The 21827-nt window shown below is 29.9% G+C and carries 21 protein-coding genes and 1 pseudogene; 18 read left to right on the top strand and 4 right to left on the bottom strand.

Annotation, left to right across the window (positions count from 1 at the left end):
* Positions 1 to 181: 181 nt before the first annotated feature.
* Positions 182 to 1252 (bottom strand): hypothetical protein, encoded by a 1071-nt coding sequence (locus tag AALI31_RS05065; protein WP_489885450.1) that lies wholly within the window; start codon positions 1250 to 1252, stop codon positions 182 to 184.
* A 204-nt stretch (positions 1253 to 1456) separates the two neighbouring features.
* Here AALI31_RS05065 and spoVAC point away from each other — a divergent pair, with 204 nt between their 5' ends.
* The 7 genes and pseudogenes from spoVAC to holA all read left to right on the top strand — a co-directional run bounded on the left by spoVAC (position 1457) and on the right by holA (position 6164).
* Positions 1457 to 1918 (top strand): stage V sporulation protein AC, encoded by a 462-nt coding sequence (gene spoVAC, locus AALI31_RS05060; protein WP_489885449.1) that lies wholly within the window; start codon positions 1457 to 1459, stop codon positions 1916 to 1918.
* 13 nt (positions 1919 to 1931) lie between these two features.
* A complete protein-coding gene (gene spoVAD, locus AALI31_RS05055; protein ID WP_489885448.1) occupies positions 1932 to 2966 on the top strand; it encodes a stage V sporulation protein AD in 1035 nt (344 codons plus the stop codon).
* Complete coding sequence (locus AALI31_RS05050) at positions 2963 to 3325, top strand: SpoVA/SpoVAEb family sporulation membrane protein (protein ID WP_489885447.1); 363 nt, start codon at positions 2963 to 2965, stop codon at positions 3323 to 3325. The genes spoVAD and AALI31_RS05050 overlap by 4 nt, the downstream gene beginning before the upstream one ends.
* Positions 3326 to 3513: 188 nt before the next feature.
* Complete coding sequence (locus AALI31_RS05045) at positions 3514 to 4068, top strand: hypothetical protein (RefSeq protein WP_489885446.1); 555 nt, start codon at positions 3514 to 3516, stop codon at positions 4066 to 4068.
* Between the two features lie 15 nt (positions 4069 to 4083).
* Positions 4084 to 4590 (top strand): annotated as a pseudogene (locus AALI31_RS05040) (ComEC/Rec2 family competence protein); the annotation flags it as partial.
* Entirely contained in the window at positions 4559 to 5131 is a 573-nt protein-coding gene (locus AALI31_RS05035) for a hypothetical protein (protein ID WP_489885445.1), read from the top strand. The pseudogene AALI31_RS05040 and the gene AALI31_RS05035, both read left to right, overlap by 32 nt.
* Positions 5132 to 5159: 28 nt before the next feature.
* A complete protein-coding gene (gene holA, locus AALI31_RS05030) occupies positions 5160 to 6164 on the top strand; it encodes a DNA polymerase III subunit delta (protein ID WP_489885444.1) in 1005 nt (334 codons plus the stop codon).
* A gap of 26 nt (positions 6165 to 6190) precedes the next feature.
* Here the strand turns inward: holA and rpsT are convergent, their stop codons facing one another.
* The gene (gene rpsT, locus AALI31_RS05025) at positions 6191 to 6457 is read right to left on the bottom strand and encodes a 30S ribosomal protein S20 (RefSeq protein ID WP_489885443.1); all 267 of its coding nucleotides are present in this window, start codon (positions 6455 to 6457) and stop codon (positions 6191 to 6193) included.
* Between the two features lie 153 nt (positions 6458 to 6610).
* Between rpsT and gpr the strand changes: the two genes are divergently transcribed.
* From gpr to dnaJ, 9 genes are all read left to right on the top strand, one after another.
* Positions 6611 to 7573 (top strand): GPR endopeptidase, encoded by a 963-nt coding sequence (gpr, locus tag AALI31_RS05020; RefSeq protein ID WP_489885442.1) that lies wholly within the window; start codon positions 6611 to 6613, stop codon positions 7571 to 7573.
* Between the two features lie 65 nt (positions 7574 to 7638).
* Positions 7639 to 8619, top strand: a complete 981-nt coding sequence (locus tag AALI31_RS05015; RefSeq protein WP_489885441.1) for a stage II sporulation protein P — start codon at positions 7639 to 7641, stop codon at positions 8617 to 8619.
* A gap of 76 nt (positions 8620 to 8695) precedes the next feature.
* Positions 8696 to 8989: a hypothetical protein gene (locus AALI31_RS05010; RefSeq protein WP_489885440.1), complete on the top strand. Its 294-nt coding sequence runs from the start codon at positions 8696 to 8698 to the stop codon at positions 8987 to 8989.
* Between the two features lie 76 nt (positions 8990 to 9065).
* Positions 9066 to 10874, top strand: a complete 1809-nt coding sequence (gene lepA / locus AALI31_RS05005) for a translation elongation factor 4 (protein WP_489885439.1) — start codon at positions 9066 to 9068, stop codon at positions 10872 to 10874.
* A gap of 3 nt (positions 10875 to 10877) precedes the next feature.
* Complete coding sequence (hemW, locus tag AALI31_RS05000; RefSeq protein WP_489885438.1) at positions 10878 to 11996, top strand: radical SAM family heme chaperone HemW; 1119 nt, start codon at positions 10878 to 10880, stop codon at positions 11994 to 11996.
* 96 nt (positions 11997 to 12092) lie between these two features.
* Positions 12093 to 13100, top strand: coding sequence for a heat-inducible transcriptional repressor HrcA (gene hrcA / locus AALI31_RS04995; protein ID WP_489885437.1), 1008 nt, complete (start codon positions 12093 to 12095; stop codon positions 13098 to 13100).
* Between the two features lie 31 nt (positions 13101 to 13131).
* Positions 13132 to 13698, top strand: coding sequence for a nucleotide exchange factor GrpE (gene grpE / locus AALI31_RS04990; protein ID WP_489885436.1), 567 nt, complete (start codon positions 13132 to 13134; stop codon positions 13696 to 13698).
* 39 nt (positions 13699 to 13737) lie between these two features.
* A complete protein-coding gene (dnaK, locus tag AALI31_RS04985) occupies positions 13738 to 15564 on the top strand; it encodes a molecular chaperone DnaK (RefSeq protein ID WP_489885435.1) in 1827 nt (608 codons plus the stop codon).
* 61 nt (positions 15565 to 15625) lie between these two features.
* Complete coding sequence (dnaJ, locus tag AALI31_RS04980) at positions 15626 to 16771, top strand: molecular chaperone DnaJ (RefSeq protein WP_489885434.1); 1146 nt, start codon at positions 15626 to 15628, stop codon at positions 16769 to 16771.
* Positions 16772 to 16800: 29 nt separating this feature from the next.
* Here dnaJ and AALI31_RS04975 read toward each other — a convergent pair whose 3' ends face one another.
* The gene (locus AALI31_RS04975; RefSeq protein WP_489885433.1) at positions 16801 to 18024 is read right to left on the bottom strand and encodes a replication-associated recombination protein A; all 1224 of its coding nucleotides are present in this window, start codon (positions 18022 to 18024) and stop codon (positions 16801 to 16803) included.
* Positions 18025 to 18134: 110 nt separating this feature from the next.
* Between AALI31_RS04975 and AALI31_RS04970 the strand changes: the two genes are divergently transcribed.
* Positions 18135 to 20360, top strand: a complete 2226-nt coding sequence (locus AALI31_RS04970; protein WP_489885432.1) for a dynamin family protein — start codon at positions 18135 to 18137, stop codon at positions 20358 to 20360.
* A 45-nt stretch (positions 20361 to 20405) separates the two neighbouring features.
* On the opposite strand, the gene AALI31_RS04965 is transcribed toward AALI31_RS04970, so the two are convergent.
* Positions 20406 to 20753 carry an HIRAN domain-containing protein gene (locus AALI31_RS04965; RefSeq protein WP_489885431.1) on the bottom strand — a complete coding sequence of 116 codons (348 nt, stop codon included), beginning with the start codon at positions 20751 to 20753 and terminating at the stop codon, positions 20406 to 20408.
* A gap of 134 nt (positions 20754 to 20887) precedes the next feature.
* Here AALI31_RS04965 and prmA point away from each other — a divergent pair, with 134 nt between their 5' ends.
* Positions 20888 to 21811, top strand: a complete 924-nt coding sequence (gene prmA, locus AALI31_RS04960) for a 50S ribosomal protein L11 methyltransferase (RefSeq protein ID WP_489885430.1) — start codon at positions 20888 to 20890, stop codon at positions 21809 to 21811.
* Positions 21812 to 21827 lie beyond the last annotated feature (16 nt).

Here is a 21827-nt window from a genome sequence, read left to right as displayed (position 1 = left end):
AAATTGAACAAGCATCTAAAACACATCAAAACACTAAAACTATCAATATAACAAAACCAAGCAAGCAAACATATCAAGAGCGATATCGAAAAAACAAGAGGATTAAGTACAAGGATTAATTTAATCATAATAAGTAGTGAACACAATCGAAAATCTAAAGGTGTATAGACTGAATAACTATCTATACACCTTTTAATTTATCTAATGAAGAATACAAATTTCTGATTAATTTAAGATCGTAAATAACCTTACCACAGTTGCTCTGCATGGAATTTATTTTCTCAGGTGCTAAATGAGGCTTCATAAAATTGATATTTTTCAAATAGTTGTCCACAAACGAAGAATATAGATCGTGCATTTCTGATAAAACCTTAATATATTCCTCTTTATTTTTATCGATCAGACGCTCCTTTTCAATAAACATTCTAGAAAATGTTATTTTACCACCTGATCCAATTTCTATGGATTTACTTAGAGAATGATTTTTCAAAATATTATTTTTGTATTCGTTAAGTTCAACGATTTGATTTTCCAGGCTTTCAATAAATCTACTAAGGTCTATTTTCTGAGAGCTAAAATTGATATGGAAATCTACCATTTCTATCAAATCGTTAAAAGTATTTTCCTTGTATGATATCAACCTATCCAAATTTGTGATAATTCTTTCTCTAGCTAGCTCAGCCTTATTTTTAGGTTCCGAATTTAGTTCAGTTACAATTCTAACATTTTTTAATTTAACATCAGAGTCCAATTGTGACTTCGCATCGTCTTTTGTATTATCGACAGAAACGTTATTTGTATCATCAGCATCATTATCCGTATCTGTGGTTGCACTGTGTGCAGCAGATGAATCTGCATCATTTTCATTTTCTTTATTGAGGTCAAAATTATGAGGCTTTTTATTTTTAATGTCATTATCAACAATTACACTATCATCCTGTACAGTATCACGAGGCTTATTAGCGTTTCTACCATGAAAATCCATCATGTCTTTAACATCAACTAATTCTGATTTATATCTAGAAAGATTGGAACCGTGTTTTATCAAAATATCAATCAAGTCATACTTCAAATTTATATTTTTGAGATTAGAAATTTCAGAAGTCAAGTACAAAATATCTGAGTATTTAGATTTTATAACTTTTTCCAAATAGACAAGTCTTCTATTCAAGTATTCAATTTCGTCGTGAGAACAATCTTTATTTATGTGATTTTCTTTTTCATCATTTGTTAAATATAAGTCTGTTGACATGAAACACCTCACAATTAGAAAATTAACTAATTGTATACATGATACTATAATTTTCAATATAATTCAATAAAAATTAAAATTTATAAAAAATTATTAAAATATAAATCGAGTACCTCTGTTTTTAATAAAGAAAAGTATAAATTACTTAAATATACTTCATAATAACTTAAAATACGATTTTATTAAATTTGTAGGAGGTATATTTTGAGTTTTAATGAAGATAAGTTGAAAAGATTTTTTGACCTTTATACGAAGGAGCTAGAACCTAAAACGAATTATACCAGAAGGATTATGATGGCATTCATTGTAGGAGGATTCTTTTGTTTATTAGGAGAGTTTTTGTTTAGATTTTATGAGAAATTTGGATTTGATGAAATCCAAGTTAGAACTTTGGGATCTATAACAATGATATTTATTGGAGCAATTTTAACTGGAATAGGAGTTTACGATAAAATTGGAAATGTTGGTGGAGCTGGTAGCATTATTCCTATAACTGGATTTTCTAATGCGGTAAGTTCTCCTGCTATAGAATTCAAAAAAGAAGGTGTAGTTTTTGGGACTTGCGTAAAAATGTTTACTATAGCTGGTCCAGTGATAGTATTTGGCATAACTTCATCAATTTTAGTTGGGATTATACACTTTTTATACGGTAAAATTATAGGTTAGGTGGTTATGGTTTATGAATTGGGGTAAAAGAATAGGAAGGCAAACAGTAAAGCTTGAAAATACTCCGAAATTAATTTCCGCAACAAGTGTTGTTGGTCCTAAGGAAGCCGAAGGACCACTTGGTCAATATTTTGACATAAAGTTAAAGGATGATAAAAATGGAAAGGACACTTTTGAAAAAGCGGAGTCCAGCATACTTTATACATCTATAACAGAGAGCATAAAAAAGGGAAATTTAACGGAGGCACAAATCGATTATCTATTGTGTGGAGATTTACAAAATCAAATAACATCATCAAATTTTGCAGCAAGAGATATAAAGATTCCTTTCATTGGATTGTATGGTGCATGTTCTACATTCTCTCTTTCTCTTAGTCTTGGATCAATGTTTGTTGATGGTGGATTTGCAAATTATGTTGTAACTGGGGCATCATCACATTTTAGCTCTGCAGAAAGACAATTTAGATTTCCTTTGGAATATGGAAGCCAAAGAGCTCCAACATGCCAGTGGACTGTAACGGGAGCAGGATCTGTTTTATTAGGTAGAGAGGGAGATTATCCAGAGGTAACATACATAACTACTGGAAAGGTTAAAGATTATGGAATAAAAGATGTGAATAATATGGGAGCTGCAATGGCACCATCAGCAGTCGATACTATATACAATCATTTCAAGGACACTGGCAGAAATCCAAATTATTATGATTGTATAGCGACTGGTGACCTTGGTAAATTTGGTAGACAAGTAACTGAAACTATGCTTAAAAGTTTAGGATACGATATTTCAAAAATATATGTAGACTGTGGAGAAAGTATATATGACAATGCGAGACAGGACACTCTTTCTGGAGGAAGTGGATGCGGATGTTCTGCAGCTGTTTTTACAGGATACTTTTACAAAAGATTGATGGAAGGGAAAATAAGTAGAATCTTGATAGTTTCAACTGGGGCATTAATGAGCCCTACAACTAGTTTTCAAGGCGAGAGTATACCGGGAATAGCACATGCTGTATCGATTGAATTTAATTCTAGGAGGCAATTGTTATGAATTATGTTTGGAGTTTTCTATTGGGTGGAACTATATGTGTAATTGGTCAAATTTTTATGGATAAATTCAAAATATTACCAGCATATATATTGGTTTCGTTAGTTTCTATTGGTAATATATTAGCCTTGTTTCCTGGATATGATTTCCTGGTCAAACATGCGAGTGGAGGAGCGTGTATACCTATCTTAGGTTTTGGATATAGTTTAGGAAAATCAGTTATAGAGAAAGTGGATGAGATGGGATTTTTGGGTATTATATCCGGAGGACTTATGGGAGTATCTGCAGGTATAGCATTTTCTATTTTTATATCATTCATATTGTCATTTATATTTACTTCAAAGACCAAGTCGCTCAAATAAGATTTGTGAAATAAAAGACCTCTATTAAATGTTTTAGAGGTTTTATTTTTTTGTTTAGATAAATGAATAAAATTGATGAAAACTGAAATCACTTTAATAATTTTTAGTTAAAGGTAAAGCTTATTATGAGAATTTGTATTTATTATTTTTTATCAATCCTACTTTCAATATTATTGGGAATTTCTTTTTTGCAAAATAAAATAGTTATATTCATTATTGCGTTAATTTTCTTACTTATTTTAATTTTAAGAGATGGAATCTTCGGCATGCAAAAAATGATTTTGGTCATATTCAGTTTGATTGGATTTCTTAGTATAACGAATTATTATAGTGTAAAAGACAAAAGTATAAAATTACAGGACTTCAGAGTAGTTTCAAAAATTTCAAATGATTTAATATTGAAATCTACATCCTACGATTTCAAAAAATATATTATCAAAGATTACGAAGATTTAGAAAACATAAATGAGGGTATGCTTTTAAACATTAGCGGTAGAATTGTAAAGCAGAGTTATTATGATATAGGAGTTGTCGGCGAAATTAAAGATTATACTTTGAATAACTTTCGATCTGATTTTTTATATAAGTTTTACAATATGCGTTCCATCATTAGAAGTTTTTTTGTTGATTATTTTGGTGAAGATAGGGGAAATATTTTGTTAGGGTTGACGTTTGGTGATACTAGCGAAATAGACAAGCAGTACAAGAATAGTATAAAATCTATGGGGTTATCTCATATATAAAGTGTTTCTGGATTTCACATGAATATCATATTTGGAATGATTTCAAAAGCTTTGAATCTTTTACCATCAATTTTTATAGGTTTCATATATCTGATTTTTACGGGTGCGAAGGTTTCGGGAATCAGAGCGTTTACTATGATGGTACTAAAACAGATTGCTCCAAGACTTTATAGAACTTATGATGGTATAAATGCTCTATTCTTTTCAGGAGTTTTAATATTATTATTGAGGCCTTATGGAATTTTTAATATGGGCTTTATATATTCATTTGCTTCCACACTAGGCATATTGATGTTTAACAGTAGGATAAATGATTATTTATATAAATTTCCAAAAATATTTTCTGATTCTCTATCTTTGATAATTAGTGCTCAAATATTTGTTTTACCTATAATGCTTTTGAGTGAAAGGAAATTTGGAATCAGATTTTTGTTCTCAAATATGTTATTGATTCCGTTTTACAGTTTTCTAATAATTTTTGGAATTATGTTTGTGTTTTTTAAATATAATACCAGGCATTAGAGATTTGATTGGATGTTTTATAAATGTAATATTTGATATAATTGATGGGGGAATTATATTGATTGAGAATATAGTTCCACAAGGAGTTTATATTGATGAAAGTGTAGTAATTTTTATACTTTGTTTGTATGTTCTTTATTTTTTGAGTAGATATACACATTCAAGCAGAATTCGAAATATATCTTTGGTATTTTATTGTATATTGTTTTTGTATATAAATTCTGTTAATTTCAAGATTGAGTTCGATAAATATTTCGATAAGAATTATGTGATAATCAGAAATAGATTTAAAAGCTATATGTATATCGATAGCAGAATGAGTAACGTAAGTGTGCTTGAAGATAAACTTGGTATAGATAAAGTTTTTCAAGGAAGTAATGGGCAGGATTTTTTGTTTTTTAAACACAATGTACATATAAAATTTGATAATGAGAAAGTGTTTTTAAATATTGATAATATAAGTATAAATACAGATATTAGAAAGGATAAAGAAAGATATTACAGTACTGTGTATCCAACAAAATTTTATGTAATTTTTTAGGGGGATTATGTTAAACTACAGTTTACTTATGAAGGAAGTAGATAATATAAAAAATTGTTATTTTATATACAGTTATGATACAAAACTAGTTTTAAATTTTATAAGAAAGTTAGAATCTAAAATTATCTTGCAAGAGTTGAAACAATTTAACTTTGTAAGTTTAAGATTTGATAATAACTTTGATATGGATAAATTTTTTGAGATTTGTGATACAATGCCGATGATGCAAGATAAAAAGATAATAGTCTTAGAAAATGCTTTGTTTTTAAAGCGTGAATATGATAAAAAAGATTTAGTTAATAAATTGAAAAAATATATTAAGAGTATTCCTGATTATTGCATATTGATTGCGTATTACAACTTTCAAGATCATGAGAAGAATAAAGATTCACTTGGTAGTTTTTCTAATCTTGGACAGACTTGTAAAATTTCAGAACTTAAAGATACCGAATTTTACAAGGAAGTGGAGTTGATTTTCAAATCAAATGATATTTTAATTAAACCTAGTTTAATTAGATTTTTTTGTAGTAGAGTACTAAATGATTTTTTTCACATAGAAAGTGAGATTTTAAAGTTAAAAGCTTTTTTGAACGGGAGAGAAACAACCAAGGAAGATATTGAGGGAGTTGTATCAAGGAGTTTTGAATATAATATTTTTACGTTTATAAATAGTGTATTAAATAAAAATTTAAAGTCATCTCTAAGACTATTTAAAGAATTAGTAAATAGTGGTAAGGAAACAAGCTACATATTTTCAATGCTGTCGAACCAATTTCTTAAATTTTTAGATGTAAAAGTTCTCGTGTTATCTGGATTAAAACGTGATGGTATATTAAGCAAAACTGGAATGAATAGATATGTACTCGATAATTTTATGAAGCTATCTAACAGGTATTCTGTCTTTGAGTTAAATAATATAATAGGAAAATTCTTGGACATAGAGTATAGAACTAGAACTCTAAACAATGTCGATGTGGTTAATGAAATTGAAAATTTTATTCTAATGATATGTTCTGAAAACTTCAAGGTCTAATACCATTTTAGATGGTATTAGACCTTTTAAGCTTGAGCCTTATTTAATCTTAACGTCAATCTTGATTTCTTTCTCGCAGCTTTATTTCTATGCAAAACACCTTTAGAGGTAGCCATATCTAATGCCTTAGTTACTTTAGATAATTCACTTCTTGCAGAATCAAAATCTTTATTTTCCACAAAACCCTCAAATTTCTTTATCACAGTCTTTAAAGAAGATTTTATCATTTGATTTCTCAAAGTCTTAGCCTTAGTAACCTTTATTCTTTTCTTAGCTGATTTTGTATTTGCCATGTCTCTCACCATCCTTTAAACTCAAACGAAAACAATGCTTCTATTGTATCATTAACTGATAATAAATTCAAGTTATTATTAAATAATTTTAAAAAAATTACATAAAATAATACGGTCAATTTTGGGAGTGACTAAAAATTAAGGAGATAAATTATGGATTATAAATTTGATTTGGATAGGGATGATAAAAATGATTTGAATAAAATTTTTGAAAATAATCCTGATATAGATTTCAAGCAAATTGAGGAATCTAATATAAAAATATCTAAGATAAAAATTAAAAATAAGCGTGGAGAGAAACTATTAGGTAAGAAAATCGGATATTACTCTACACTTGAATTGCCTAAAATGTTGCATTATGATATCGATATGATGGACAAGGTAAGTTTAATGTTTGGAAATGTTTTAAAGGAATTTGTAAATATGGATTCCACGAAATCTGCATTTGTTGTAGGACTTGGGAATTGGAACATAATAGCTGATTCTCTAGGACCTAAGGTTGTATCAAAATTATTTGTGACAAGGCATCTTAGAAATTGCGTTTCTAAACATTTACTTAAAAACATATCTTCAGTTTGTGCTTTATCTCCAGGTGTTTTGGGAACAACAGGTATCGAAACTAGTGAAATTGTAAAGTCGTTGATTGACAAAATAAAACCTAGTTATGTAATTTGTATAGATTCACTAGCTGCGGGAAAGATATCAAGACTTAACACAACGATACAAGTCGGTAGTACAGGAATAAATCCAGGAGCTGGTGTTAACAATCATAGAATACCTTTGAACGAAGAAACTTTAGGAGTACCTGTTATAGGTATAGGTGTTCCAACTGTAGTAGATGCTCTCACAATCGTTAACGAAAATATAGATTCAATACTTAAAACTATGTTTGAAAAAATTGAAAATGAAATGAGTAAAGAAAAAATTTTTTTCACTGAGGGAGAAAAGACAGAAATAGTCAAAAGAAATTTATCACTTTCCATAGGTGAAATGGTGGTTACACCAAAAGATGTTGATACCATTATAGAATCTATGTCAAAGATGATTGCTATGGGAATTAATATTGCTCTTCACCCTAACATGGATCTAGAAAATTTAAATAAGTTTGTAAATTGAAAATAATAATAAAAAAAAAACCTCTTCATATAATCTTTATGAGGGGGTTAATTTTAATGCAACTTATGAAAAAAAATAAAATAAGTTTTGGTGATTTTAAATTCGTTAGTATTGTTTCTATAGTTGCTTTCATTTTTTTATACACGATTTTGAAAATTTACATAATTTACTTTAACATTTCTGGAAACTCGAATTATGCTTATATATCTATACTAAGACAGAATTATGTACTTGATTTTGATGATGATTACTTTGAAAATTCAAAAAATATTTTTTGGAAAGATTTGAAGGATATCCTTGGTATAAATATTTCTAACCCGATATCAATAATACAAAAAGAAGTTAAAATTATGCAGTCAACAAATATTGATGAAAATGAGCTGTCTTCAAATATGTATGCAAATTATGACGATTTTAAAGAAGGCATGACTACTTCCATATGCAGGGACAGAAAAATTAAAATTTTAATATACCATACCCATACCACTGAAGCATTTAAACCTGCCAATAATGATTCATTTTATGAGCAATATAACATAGTCGGTATTGGTGATGTTTTGAAGAAAGAACTTGAGAGGAATTATAACATAGAGGTTGTACATGATAAAACTATACATAATACGACGTACGTTGAGAGTTATAAACGATCTGGTGAAACTTTGGATAGATATTTAACAGAAATAGATGATTTTGATTTAATACTGGATTTACATAGAGATTCTTTAGATAGTAAGAGTTTGGTTACAGAGAAAATAGATGGAAAAGATACTGCGAAAGTAATGTTCGTTGTTGCCAAGAATAATCCAAATTATCTGGAAAATGATGAGCTTGCTGAAGATTTGACTAATTTAGCCAATGATTTATATCCAGGATTCGCTAGGAGCGTTTTTTATTATGAACGAGGAAGCAATGCTTTTAATCAAACTAAATCTTCAAAACTTGCATTAATAGAGATAGGTGCTCAACTTAATACAGTTGAAGAAGCTATAAATTCTGCAAAGTTACTATCCACAGTTATAGGAGAATACTTTGTACAAGATCAATAAACATTGTAAAATATGGTATAAAAACAAATTTGAAATGGCACTATCTAAATATATTTGTATTTGGGTGGTGCGATTTGTGTTTTTAAAAAACTATAAATTTAAAGATATGTTTGGTGTGATACTATTTGTTTTTGTGTTTGTTACGGGTTTTGTTAAAATGAATATTGTCTATTCTTCCACTGGAATAGGCAGACCTTCAGCACAAGAAATTAAGGCATACAGCAATGGCGATTATATAGATACTTTGTCCACTATAACCGATAAAGCATTTATAAAAATTTACGAGGAAAATTATGGGTATGATATTGTTTTTAACATTTTTGATCGAGAGAGAGTTTTCTGCTTGAGATTACCATGGAGAAAGGACTAGAAATTTAAATTATTCCCAAAATTTATACTTTGCAGTGCTATAATTAGAGATATTTATTAAATTTGTAGGTGATTTTATGGAAAATGAAAAACAGAAATACATAAGGAATTTTTGTATAATAGCTCATATAGATCATGGAAAGTCTACTTTAGCGGATAGATTGATTGAAATTACGGGTACTTTAACAAAAAGAGAAATGGAAGAACAAGTACTTGACAATATGGAATTGGAAAAAGAGAGAGGAATAACTATAAAATCTCAAGCAGTAAGACTCGTGTATAATAGTCCTACCGATGGCAAAGAGTACATACTGAATTTGATAGATACCCCTGGACATGTTGATTTTAATTATGAAGTTTCTAGAAGTTTAGCAGCTTGTGAGGGAGCTTTATTGGTTGTAGATGCAACCCAGGGAGTTCAAGCACAGACTTTAGCAAACTGTTATCTTGCATCTGATGCTGGTCTTGAAGTTGTACCTATACTTAATAAGGTTGATTTACCAAATCAGAGGACAGAGGATGTTAGGTCTGAAATTGAAGAGATTATAGGAATTGAAGCCAGTGATGCTCCGGCGATATCAGCTAAAACGGGATTAAATATAGAAGATGTATTAGAAACTATAGTAAAAAAGATACCATCGCCTAATGGAGGATTGAACGATCCTTTGAAGGCACTTGTTTTTGATTCTATGTATGACTCTTATAAAGGGGTTATCTGTTATATTCGAGTTAAGGATGGATACGTAAAGCCTAATATGAAGATAAGGTTTATGACTTCAGGAAAGGAATACGAAGTCACGGAAGTTGGTATTTTTACACCAAATTATAAATCGATTGGTGTACTTCAGGCTGGAGATGTGGGATATGTTACCGCTGCTATTAAAAATGTTAAAGATGCCAGAGTTGGAGATACTATAACTTCTGTCCAAAATCCATCTGAAAAGGCACTTGAAGGATATAAATCAGTTATACCTACTGTTTTTAGTGGAGTTTATCCTGTTATTGGGGATAAGTATGAGGAACTTAAGGAAGCACTCGATAAGCTACAGTTAAATGATGCTTCTTTGATATTTGAACCTGAAACATCTATAGCACTTGGGTTTGGATTTAGATGTGGATTTTTAGGTTTACTACATATGGAGATAATACAAGAACGTTTAGAAAGAGAATTTAATTTAGATATAATAATAACTGCTCCATCAGTTATATATAAAGTTCATAAGACCGATGGGGATGTTATGGAGGTTACTAATCCTTATAATATGCCCAAAACTACTGATATAAATTTTACCGAGGAGCCTATTGTTAAAGCAACAATAATAACTCCGTCGGATTTTATAGGTGGAGTGATGGAGTTGTGTCAGGGCAAGAGGTCTGTTTTTTTAGATATGCAATATTTAGATACAACAAGGGTTATGTTAAAGTACATAATTCCACTGAATGAAATAATATATGATTTTTTTGATAGTTTGAAATCTAGAACTAAGGGATATGCTTCATTTGATTATGAGTTAAGTGGGTATCAGAATACGAAATTAGTTAAATTAGATATATTATTGAATGGGGATCCAGTAGATGCTCTTTCTATGATAGTGCCACACGAAAAAGCCTACCAGAGAGGAAAGGTTATAGTTGAAAAACTCAAGGAGGCTATTCCGAGACAATTGTTTGAAATTCCGATTCAGGCAGCTGTAGGTGCTAAGATAATTGCACGTGAAACGGTACGAGCTGTTAGAAAGGATGTCTTAGCCAAATGTTATGGTGGAGATATTACCAGGAAGAAAAAGTTGTTGGAGAAGCAAAAGGAAGGAAAGAAAAGAATGAAACAGATTGGTTCGGTAGATATACCTCAAGAGGCATTTATGTCTGTTTTAAAGGTTGATTAAGTCATGTTAGGCTTGTATATTCATATTCCATTTTGTGATAAGAAATGTTACTATTGCGATTTTACATCTTATATATCTTCTGAGAATTTAATGTATGATTATGTATGTGCTGTCATTAAAGAACTTGAAATGTATAGATGTGAAAAATTCGATACCATATTTATAGGAGGTGGGACTCCAAGTTATCTTAGTAATGATTGTATGAAGAAACTATTAATTGGAATAAATAAAGTAGTTAAAAATTCAGTGATTTTAGAGTTTACGATTGAGTGTAATCCCGGAACTCTTAGTCGAGAAAAATTAGAAATAATGTACTCATATGGGGTAAATAGACTTAGTATTGGTGTACAGAGTGCTAATGAAAAAACTTTAAAATTTATTGGTAGGAATCATAGATTTATAGATTTTGATAAAAGTTTTAATCTTGCTGTTAATGTTGGTTTTAATAATATAAGTGCTGATTTAATATTTGGTATACCTTGCGAAAAAAATGAGGATTATGTGAATACTATTGATGTGATTAAAAATTATGATTTGACTCATATTTCTGCGTATAATTTAATTTTAGAAAAAGGTACAAAATTTTATAAAATGCATGAAATAGGAATGTTTGAAGAAATGGATGAAGAGTTACAATTAGCTATGTACGAATATACAAAACAGAAACTTGAAGAGTTAGGATTTAAACAATATGAAATATCTAATTATGCTAAAAAAAATAAGAAATGTTTGCATAATTTGATATATTGGAATTTCAATTCTTACATAGGAATTGGAGTGTCAGCACATTCATTTTATTATGGTAAAAGATTTGAAAATACAAAGGATGTAAAGAAATATATAGAGATGATAAAAACTGACAGGCATAGATACATAAATATTTATACAAATAAGGAAGTTGATAATATACAAGAGTATATTATGCTTGGTTTTAGGAAAAATGAAGGAATAAATATGAAAGATTTTAAAGAAAGATTTAACGTAGATTTTTTTGATGTATATAACAAAAATATAGAAAAGTATGTAAGAAATAATCTAATGGAGTTTAAACAAGATAGTATTTTTTTGACATCTAAAGGACTTATTCTAATGAACTACATTATAAGCGAATTTATTTTCTAAAATAAAAATTTGACAAAATGTATTTAAAATGATATCGTATTATCAAGCCATTAGCACTCGAAAATATAGAGTGCTAACAGAGAGAGGTTAATTATTATGGATGAGAGGAAAACTAGAATATTGTGCTCTATAATTCAAGATTTTATATGCACGGGTGAGCCGATTGGTTCAAGAACGTTATCTAGAAGGTATAACTTTGGTGTAAGTTCTGCTACTATACGTAACGAAATGTCTGATCTGGAGGAATTAGGTTTTCTTGAACAGGTTCATACTTCTTCTGGTAGAAGACCATCAAATAAAGGGTATAGGCTTTATGTAGATAAGTTGATGACTCTTTCGAAAATAAGTAAGGAAGAAGAAAGTTTCATAAAATCTGATTTAGTGAATTTGGATATATTTGGTATTGAAAATGCACTTAAGTCTAAGCTGACTCTCATTTCTAAGTTGACAAATTTGGCTTGTATATTAAAGACTCGACCGGTTATGAAGAATTCCGTAAAATCTATAAAGTTTGTTAGAATAGATAGTGATAATATATTAATGGTTTTTGTTACTAATGAAGGTGTTATAAGGAATAATGTGGTAAGAGTTAGCAGAGATGTTTCCAATGATGATATAGAGAAAATTAATAGGGTTATTAATGACAATTTAGTGTATCGTACTGTTGAGGAGATAGATTCTCAACTTGTGGATAAGATTAGGGATTCAGTGGATATAGATCAGTGTTTTTCAGAAAGTATAGTTTCGAATTTGCGTAATTTAGTTACTTTTAATAGTAGCTGTTACGTAGAGGGTATAAACAACATTTTGAGCTATCCAGAATTCAGTGATATTGATAAAATGAGGAATTTCTTGTATTTTATTGATAATAGAGTTGTTTTTGAATCATTATTGGACTGTGTTATGGATGATATTGAAATCAGAATTGGTGAGGAAAATTATGTTGAAGAAGCTAGTTGTTACAGTGTGATTTTGGGGAATTATAAAAAGAGTGGAAAGGTTTTGGGGACTATAGGTATTATAGGACCTACGAGAATGGATTATCCTAAGATAGTTTCTATACTTAAGCTTTTGATAGATTTTGTGAATTTGAGTATAGTTTGAAAATATTGTTTTTAGGAGGTGCTTTGTTTCGATGATAGAAGATATGAATTCCACGTTACCTTGTGAAGATAGTGATGGTGATGTTTGTGAGGAAAGATTTAATGAAGATAGTAATGGAGATTCAGATGATACCACATGTCAAAAATTTGATTTGGGGTTAGAAAAAGAAAATTTAGAGTTGAGAAATGAAGTAAATGAGTTGAAAGATAAGATTTTAAGATTTAGTGCAGAGTATGATAATTATAGAAAACGTACATTGAAAGAAAAGAATGAGTCGTATAGTAGCGGTATGATTGATGTTATTTTTAGTGTTTTGCCAGTTTTGGATAATTTGGAAAGGGCAGAATCCGTTGAAGGTGATATAGAGTCTTTAAAGAAGGGTGTTAGTATGGTCATTTCGCTATTTCGTGATGTTTTGAATAAGTTTAATGTTGATGAAATAGATACTAGTAGTAACTTTGATCCTAATTTACATGAGGCGGTTTCGCATGTATCTGATGAAAACTTAGATAAAAATGTAATAGTTGAAGTTTTGCAAAAGGGATATAGAATTGGTGATAAAGTTATTAGATATAGTATGGTAAAGGTAGCTAATTAATAATGTGTTTTTAAATATTTATTTGGGAGGAATGTATTTATGGGAAAAGTTATAGGCATTGATTTAGGTACTACTAATTCATGTGTTGCTGTTATGGAAGGTGGAGAACCGGTTGTAATTCCAAATTCAGAAGGAGGTAGAACAACTCCATCAGTCGTTTCTTTTCAAGCGAATGGAGAGAGACTGGTTGGTCAAGTTGCAAAAAGACAATCTATTACAAATCCTGATAAGACAATTATATCTATAAAGAGGCACATGGGAACTGATTACAAAGTGGATATTGAGGGAAAAAAATATACGCCACAAGAGATATCAGCCATGGTGCTACAAAAGATTAAGGCAGATGCCGAAGCTTATCTTGGTGAATCTGTAACTCAAGCGGTAATAACAGTTCCTGCTTATTTCAATGATGGTCAAAGGCAGGCTACCAAGGATGCTGGTAAAATAGCAGGTTTGGAAGTTTTAAGAATAATAAACGAGCCTACTGCTGCCTCACTAGCTTACGGAATAGATAAGACTTCTGCTCAAGAAAAAATATTGGTTTATGATTTAGGTGGAGGCACTTTTGATGTGTCTATTTTAGAACTTGGAGATGGTGTTTTTGAGGTGCTTGCAACTAATGGCGATACCTTTTTAGGAGGAGATGATTTTGATCAAAAAATTATCGACTATATAGCTAATGACTTTAAATCAAATACTGGGATAGATTTAAAAAACGATAAGATGTCGCTTCAGAGGTTAAAAGAGGCAGCTGAAAAGTCGAAAATAGAGTTATCGTCTTCTCAACAAACCAACATAAATTTACCTTTTATTACTGCTGATGCCAGTGGTCCAAAACACATTGAAATGACTCTTACTAGGGCTAAGTTTAATGAAATAACATCTGATTTGGTTAGTAGGACTCTTGAACCTATGAAAAAAGCTCTACAAGATGCTAATCTTAAAATTGATGATATAAATAAGGTTGTGTTGGTTGGAGGTTCTACAAGAATTCCAGCAATACAGGATGCAGTTAGAAATTTTACAGGAAAGGAACCTTCTAAAGGAGTTAATCCAGATGAATGTGTGGCTGTAGGTGCTGCTATTCAAGGTGGAATACTCAGTGGAGATTATGATAATAAGAATTTGTTGCTGTTAGATGTTACTCCACTTAGCTTGGGTATAGAAACTTTAGGTGGAGTTTCTACAGTTATAATAGAAAGAAATACGACAATACCTGTAACAAAAAGCCAAGTTTTTTCAACTGCTGCTGACAATCAAACCTCTGTTGAAATACATATTGTTCAAGGTGAGAGACAGATGGCTGTAGATAATAAGACTTTGGGTAGATTTACTCTATCTGGAATACCTCCAGCACCTAGAGGAATTCCTCAAATAGAGGTTACTTATGATATAGATGCTAATGGTATAGTTAAGGTAAGTGCTATGGATAAGTCTACTGGTAAAAAGGCCGATATTACTATAACTGCTACAACTAATTTGAGTGATGAAGAGATAGACAAGGCAGTTAAGGATGCTGAGAAATATGCAGATGAAGACAAGAAGAGGAAGGAAAGTATAGAGGTAAGAAATACAGCTGAAACGTCAATTTATCAAGTAGAAAACTCTCTTAAAGAATTTGGTGATAAAGTAGATTCGTCTGAAAGGTCTAATATAGAGGATAAAGTTAAATCATTGAGGGAGGCTTTAAGTGGCGATAATGTTGATGATATCAAGAGAATTCAAGAGGAATTGATGCAATTATTTTATGCATTATCAACTAAGATGTATCAGCAAAATTCAGATTCTTCAAATGGTTCTGGTGATAGTGGATCTGATCAACAAACATACGAGGCTAAGGATTACAAGGTTGAGGATAGTGAATAATTTTTGATGGTTGCTAGGTGGTAATGTTTTTGCCATCCTAGCGGTCGAATTTGAGGTGATTATGTCTAATAAGAGTTACTATGAAGTTTTGGGTGTTAGTAGTAATGCTTCTGATACAGAGATAAAGAGTGCATTTAAGAGGCAAGCTATAAAATATCACCCTGATAGAAATAAGGGAAATTTAGATGCAGAGAAGAAGTTTAAAGAGATAAATGAAGCTTATCAGGTTTTAAGTGATCCTGATAAAAGAGCTAGTTATGATAGAGTAGGTCATGATGCTTACACACGTGGTGCAAGTTATGGTGGTTCGGGATCCTCAGGTTTTGATGGATTTGATATGGATTTTGATATAGGAGATATATTTTCTAGTTTTTTTGGAGGAGGATTTGGAGGAAGAGCTAAAAAGGGTGGACCTAAACCTGGAAATGATTTGGAGTATAGCTTGACATTAAAATTTGAAGAAGCTGTTTTTGGATGTACTAAGGATATCTTAATAAGAAGGAAAGATAAATGTGGAGTTTGTAATGGAAGTGGAAGTAGGCCAGGTAGCAGTAAAGTTACGTGTGATAAATGTCAAGGATCTGGTCAGGTGAAAGTTCAAAGAAATACACCGTTTGGTAGTATGGTGTCTATGTCTACTTGTTCCAAGTGTTCAGGCGATGGTAAAATTAACTTAAATCCGTGCAGCTCATGTAGAGGAACTGGTAAAGTAAACGTAGAGAAAAAGGTGACAATATCAATACCTAAGGGAATAGATACTGGACAAGTGATATCTATGCGTGGTGAAGGTGAAGCAGGGGATGTTGGAGCACCTTCAGGAGATTTATATATAAATGTTAATGTTATGAGTAGCAATAAATTTAAACGCAAAGGGAATGATGTGTTCTCAGAGCACCATGTTTCTATTTGGAGAGCTATATTAGGTGGTGAAACTACAATAGAAACCTTAGATGGAAGTCATAATATAGATATAAAACCGGGAACACAATCAGATACAGTACATGTTCTTAAAGGAAAAGGAATTCATAAGGTTAATTCTAATTTTAGAGGAGAACACCACGTTAAGATTGTTGTAGATATACCTAAGATTTTAAATGAACAGCAAAGAGAAGCTATTGAGATTGCACAAAGGTCTTTTGATGGAAACCAAGAATATTCTGATAAAAAACCTCATCGCAAGAAAAAGGGTTGGGGGTTTTTTGATTAAGCTTTAGCTACTAATTCTTAAATTAGTAGCTATTTTATTTTTTTCCAATACTCTTTTATAGAATTTTCAAATTTGTTATTTCCATAAGTATAATAGACTTTGTCTTCAAATCCTGGAGGCATATAACTTTGATTTACATAATTTTTAGGGAAGTCATGAGGATACAAGTAACTCTTTTTATTTTTTGTAAATTCATTTGAAAAGTTATCACATAGGTAAATTGGTATTTCCATATTTAAGGATTTTACATCTTCTAAAGCTTTATTTATGGCTGCGTATGAACTATTTGATTTCGGTAATGTACTGAGAAGTATTACGGCTTGTGAAAGAACGATTCTAGCTTCTGGTAAACCAAGATATAACGCAGAGTCAGTACAAGATTTAGTTATAGAAATAGCTTGGGGATACGCAAGTCCTATATCCTCACAAGCAATAACTAAAAGTCTTCTACAAGTTTGTTCTAATGCCCCAATATTTAATAACATTGCTAGTGCTATTAAGGCTGCATTAGGATCAGAACCACGTATACTTTTTTGTAGATAACTTATTGAATTATAAAGATCATCTTTATTATTTTGATATTTGTTTGTAGACTGTTGAAGGTTTTTTACGTGTTCTATTGTTATTTTTTCTGAATGGTTGCACGTGTTTATTATTAACTCAAGTATGTTTAAAGATTTCCTAAAATCTCCAAATGAAATTGATGAAATTAGATCAATGCTTTTTTCTGTAAAATTGTAATTTGAAAAATCTCTATTTATAATAATTCTTAATTGTTTTGAAATTTGTGTTTGATTCAGAGGTTTAAAATTTAAAGTTATACATCTGCTCAAGATAGAATTGAAAATAGAGAAATTTATATTTTCTGTGGTACTACCTATAAGTGTGATGGATCCATTTTCTATAAATTCCAATATTAGTTGTTGCTGTTTCTTGGATAGGAAATGTATCTCGTCTATATATAGAATTATCCCACTGTATCCATCAAAATTGTAAATATTTTTAATTATATTTTTTATCTCTTCAGTGTTCGTTATGGTTCCGTTTAGTTTGTAAAATTTTCTATTGCATTCATGTGAAATTATATTTGCAATTGATGTTTTTCCAGTTCCAGGTGGTCCGTATATTATCATATTTGGGATCTTACCAGATTTAATTATTTTAGTTAAAAGCTTGTCTTGACCTATTAAATGTTCTTGACCTATAAAATCTTCTAAAGATTTAGGCCTCAGTTTATCTGCTAATGGTTGCATATTTCCCCCCCATTTCTAAAATAAAAAAAGTTTAAAAAAGGTAAAAGTTATATTATAATAATTGTAAAATTATTCCATTTAGATAATTAAATTTGAGGTGAATTTTTATTTTGTACATAGATAAATATAAAAAAGTTATTTCATTGATTGAAGATATGTTTTTAAAATTAGAAGATAGTAAGGAGATATTTGATAATAGTGAATTTAAGATATTTCTAAATAATATCAAATACATTTTAACACAAAAAACTTTTAAGGTTGCTGTTGTTGGTGCAATTAAATCAGGTAAATCTACTATGTTAAATGCATTTATTGGAAGAGATTTGCTACCAAATCAAAATGCTCCTTGTACATTGGCAACAACTGAAATTTTTCATTCAAGTGATGAATGTACATTTGTTAAGAAATATTTCGTAAATGGTGATTCTGAAAATATTAAATCGAATAGGAACTTGACTTTAGAACAGATGTTTCATAATGATGTGAAAGAGAGTAGAAAAAATAACGATCATTCAAGAATACATAAGTATCAGTTACATTCTCCTATTAATGGATTACAAACCTCCATATATGGTGATGTCATAAAGAATTTTGTACTTTTAGATACTCCAGGTCCTGATGAGATTTCAACGTCTAATTTTAATGTTGAGCACATACAGAAAATTTCTTTAAAGGAGCTCAGAGATTCTGATGCACTCATATTGATCTTTGATTATCAGAATTTTATGTCTGACATAAATGGAAAAATTTTAAGATACATTGCAAGTAATGAGAATATAGTTGAGAGATCTAAGGATAAAATATTTTTTGTTATTAATAAAATTGATTTAATGTGTGACAAAGATGATAGTATCGATGAATGCGTAAAGAAGACTAAAGAAATGATAAAAGAATACATTCCAATTATAAAAAATCCAAATGTTTATGCTTTCTCAGCCAAGCAGGCACTTTTTTCTAGAATTGTTAGAAAGAATATTGCATCTCAGGAAATGTTGAATGAGATAGACAGGCTTTATGGATCACGATATACAGAGAAAATAAAAATTAACGGCGTCACTAGGAGTTTTAAGTTAGAGCCTATTGAATATTCAGATGATTTACTTAAAGAAAGTAAAATTGAAATTATCGAAAAGGAAATTTTAAATTGTGTGTTTTCAAATTTCGCTGAAGAGAATTTAGAAGTTTCAATAGAACATCTTATTAGAATAAACGATGATATAATAAGCAGTATGGAGAACGATATAATAAGTATAAACAACAAGTACAATTTATCAATTGGGAAATTAGATAAAATAAAAAATGATTTATTGAAACTTAAAGATAATTTTATTGAAGTTATTGATATTCCTAAAAACTCTTTGAATACATTGAAAAATAGTATTTCTGTTAAGCTTGATGAGATGTCTGATTATCTTAATAAGATGGTTAACAATATGTTGCCCGTAAAGAATATTTTGGAATCTGATACTAAGGAGGAGCTTCTTTATAGGGTTAATGTTATCGAAAATAATATTAGAGAGAGTTTAAACGTTACGATTAATAAAATTAACGATCATATTTACAGTGAGTCATTTAACACTCAAATGGAAATAAGCAAAAATTTAAATGAATCTTTTAGAAAGGTCGGAAGTGAGTTCACAAAATACATAAATGAGCAAATAAAATTTAAATTTCAAATATATAATTTTGATGATATCTGTATAAGCAATATTAATTTTAGCGAACTTGATATTATTGAAACTCAAAGTGTTGTAAAAGAATCAGGAGATCTCAATACTTCGACATTAAGTATAAGTATGGCTGCAACTAGTGTAGCCGGAAGTGCTCTTGGTGGAATTATGGGTAGCACTGTGCCTGTATTGGAAACTGCAATTGGGGCTGCTTTTGGAGCTGGAATAGGTCTTGCGTATCTATATGTGAAGAAAATAAAGAGTATAAAGATAAAAGAAAAGACAATCTATTCCATTGATTTTAAGGATTTTAAGAATACTTTTTTGCAAACAATACATGATGTTTTTGAAAGCTCGAAAGTTGAAATTTTTAATAATGTTGACTCTTTGATTGAAAAGAGCGTTCATAGTGTGGACAAGCAGCTATCCAGATATGTAAAAAAGCTTGATAATAAAATTGGAAGATTGATGAGAAATGTAAAAATCGATAAGGATAAAAGGCGTAAGGAAATTAGGTCTATAGAGTTATCAAGAAAAGAATTTTTACATTTTAAAGAGATGCTTAATGATTTAAAGTTTAAAACCATTCGTATAGGTGACACAAACATAGAATTTGATAATAAAGCAGCTGAGGAATTAAAAAACAACAATATCTTAGTTGTGTAAGTTTAAAGCCACTTTTTAAAACTTAAATCAGTGGCTTTAGAGTTTTTAAAAAAGATTGGAAAACGATGACTTATAAATATCATTCAAAATATTTCTACTTTCCAAATTCAATTTTAAAATAGAAATGTTATTCAATATAAATTTAGCTTCAGCAAATATACCAACCTTGAACATGTCGTAAATTCTTCCAGCACTAAAGCATCCATTAGGTAATGTCCTAAAATCATTTATAACATATCCAATTTTCCCAATTGACGGAACAACACAACTTATAGCTTCTGGATCGTGATTATTATCAGGCTCTTTTAATAAAATTACTTCTTCGCCTAAATTTAATATCTTTTTAGACTTATTGAATCCAGTTTGAATCACTGCTGTATAAATATCATACATTTTCTGTCTCCATAAATTATTCCATTTATATATTATAACATAAATTCTGAATAAAGATGTTCAATATAGAAATTTATGTAATTTAAATGATATAATTTCATAAAGCGAATTTTGATTAATCAATGGAGGAATTAATGGAAGTTTCTTATACGGAAATCAAAATAAAGATTAGTCCAAATGATTTAGAGAAAATCGAAAATATATTTTATCGTTTGGGAATATTTGAACTTTTTGTGGAAGATCCTAGGCATTTATTCGAAGAAAATCATTTAAATTTTGATACATATTTTGGGGAAAATGAAGTTTTTCCAGAAGGAAAAGATTTTTGTAACGTTAGGTATTACCTAAGTGACAAAGAAAATTTAATTGAATTTTTAAATGTTTTAGAGAGCACAATTAAATTTCAAGGTATAGATTATGAAATTCAAATTAGCAAAGTGTTCGATGAAGATTGGGCAAATAATTGGAAAAAACATTATCATACTTTTAAATTGAATAATAAAATTGTCGTTAAACCTGAATGGGAAAATTACGATTTGAAAGATGGAGAAATTTTAATTAACATTGATCCGGGCATGGCGTTTGGTACAGGAACTCATGAGACTACTAAGCTTTGCATGTTGATGATTGATAAGCACATGAAGACAGGTGTTTTTGCATATGACATTGGGACAGGATCTGGTATTTTGTCAATACTTATGTCTAAACTTGGAGCACTTAAGGTAGTAGCTGTGGATTTAGATAAAGTGTCTGTGAGTTCTGCAAAATATAATATCTCTTTGAACCATATTTCAAATGTAGAAGTCCTTGAGGGCAACTTGTTGGATAGTTCATCTGATAGAGGGGATTTCATTGTTTCAAATATAATTGCAGAAGTAATCTTTGAACTGATACCTGATGTTCCTAAAATTATGAATAGGGATGGGGTTTTTGTAATTTCAGGAATAATAGAAAGCAAAGTTAATTTAATTAAGGATAGGATTAAAGAGTATAATCTTGTGATAGTTGATGAAATGAGGGAAAATGGATGGGTTGCTTTTGCTATAAAAAATATATAGAATGTGATATAATTAT

The sequence above is a fragment of the Anisomitus miae (SeqCode) genome (genome assembly GCF_054906395.1).
The sequence above is the reverse complement of the archived record's forward strand: the minus strand, read 5'-3'. Positions and strand labels throughout refer to the sequence as shown.

Excerpts from the sequence above, each read along its gene's own strand:
- dnaJ (WP_489885434.1), top strand. The coding sequence starts at position 15,626 with ATGTCTAATAAGAGTTACTATGAAGTTTTGGGTGTTAGTAGTAATGCT.
- spoVAD (WP_489885448.1), top strand. The coding sequence starts at position 1,932 with ATGAATTGGGGTAAAAGAATAGGAAGGCAAACAGTAAAGCTTGAAAAT.
- hrcA (WP_489885437.1), top strand. The coding sequence starts at position 12,093 with ATGGATGAGAGGAAAACTAGAATATTGTGCTCTATAATTCAAGATTTT.
- AALI31_RS04965 (WP_489885431.1), bottom strand. The coding sequence starts at position 20,753 with ATGTATGATATTTATACAGCAGTGATTCAAACTGGATTCAATAAGTCT.
- holA (WP_489885444.1), top strand. The coding sequence starts at position 5,160 with ATGAAGGAAGTAGATAATATAAAAAATTGTTATTTTATATACAGTTAT.
- dnaK (WP_489885435.1), top strand. The coding sequence starts at position 13,738 with ATGGGAAAAGTTATAGGCATTGATTTAGGTACTACTAATTCATGTGTT.
- AALI31_RS05050 (WP_489885447.1), top strand. The coding sequence starts at position 2,963 with ATGAATTATGTTTGGAGTTTTCTATTGGGTGGAACTATATGTGTAATT.
- AALI31_RS05065 (WP_489885450.1), bottom strand. The coding sequence starts at position 1,252 with ATGTCAACAGACTTATATTTAACAAATGATGAAAAAGAAAATCACATA.
- lepA (WP_489885439.1), top strand. The coding sequence starts at position 9,066 with ATGGAAAATGAAAAACAGAAATACATAAGGAATTTTTGTATAATAGCT.
- AALI31_RS04975 (WP_489885433.1), bottom strand. The coding sequence starts at position 18,024 with ATGCAACCATTAGCAGATAAACTGAGGCCTAAATCTTTAGAAGATTTT.
- AALI31_RS05015 (WP_489885441.1), top strand. The coding sequence starts at position 7,639 with ATGAAAAAAAATAAAATAAGTTTTGGTGATTTTAAATTCGTTAGTATT.
- grpE (WP_489885436.1), top strand. The coding sequence starts at position 13,132 with ATGATAGAAGATATGAATTCCACGTTACCTTGTGAAGATAGTGATGGT.
- rpsT (WP_489885443.1), bottom strand. The coding sequence starts at position 6,457 with ATGGCAAATACAAAATCAGCTAAGAAAAGAATAAAGGTTACTAAGGCT.
- gpr (WP_489885442.1), top strand. The coding sequence starts at position 6,611 with ATGGATTATAAATTTGATTTGGATAGGGATGATAAAAATGATTTGAAT.
- hemW (WP_489885438.1), top strand. The coding sequence starts at position 10,878 with ATGTTAGGCTTGTATATTCATATTCCATTTTGTGATAAGAAATGTTAC.
- prmA (WP_489885430.1), top strand. The coding sequence starts at position 20,888 with ATGGAAGTTTCTTATACGGAAATCAAAATAAAGATTAGTCCAAATGAT.